At 64.2% G+C, this 246-nt stretch carries 1 pseudogene; it reads right to left on the reverse strand.

The window, feature by feature from the left end:
- Positions 1 to 20: 20 nt before the first annotated feature.
- A pseudogene (locus QSV46_RS40640) lies at positions 21 to 246 on the reverse strand (competence/damage-inducible protein A); the annotation flags it as partial.

Raw genomic sequence — 246 nt, forward strand, 5'->3', positions numbered from 1 at the left:
GTCTTGTCCTGGCCTGTCTGCTACCGGGTGGTGACGTTCAATGCCGCCAGCATCTCCTTCACCGCTGCCATCGCGGCGTTGAGCTTGTCGGGATCGCGCGAGCGGACGACGAGGTTGGTGTTCGGCTTCTTGTCCTCGTCCATGAACGGATAGCTGCCGATGATGGTGTCGGGATGGGCGATGGCGATCTCCCGCAACGGCCCGCCGATATCGCCTTCGCGCGCATTGGCGCGGACCGAGTCCGAC

Source organism: Bradyrhizobium cosmicum (genome assembly GCF_032290525.1).
Taxonomy (GTDB): Bacteria; Pseudomonadota; Alphaproteobacteria; order Rhizobiales; family Xanthobacteraceae; genus Bradyrhizobium; species Bradyrhizobium cosmicum_A.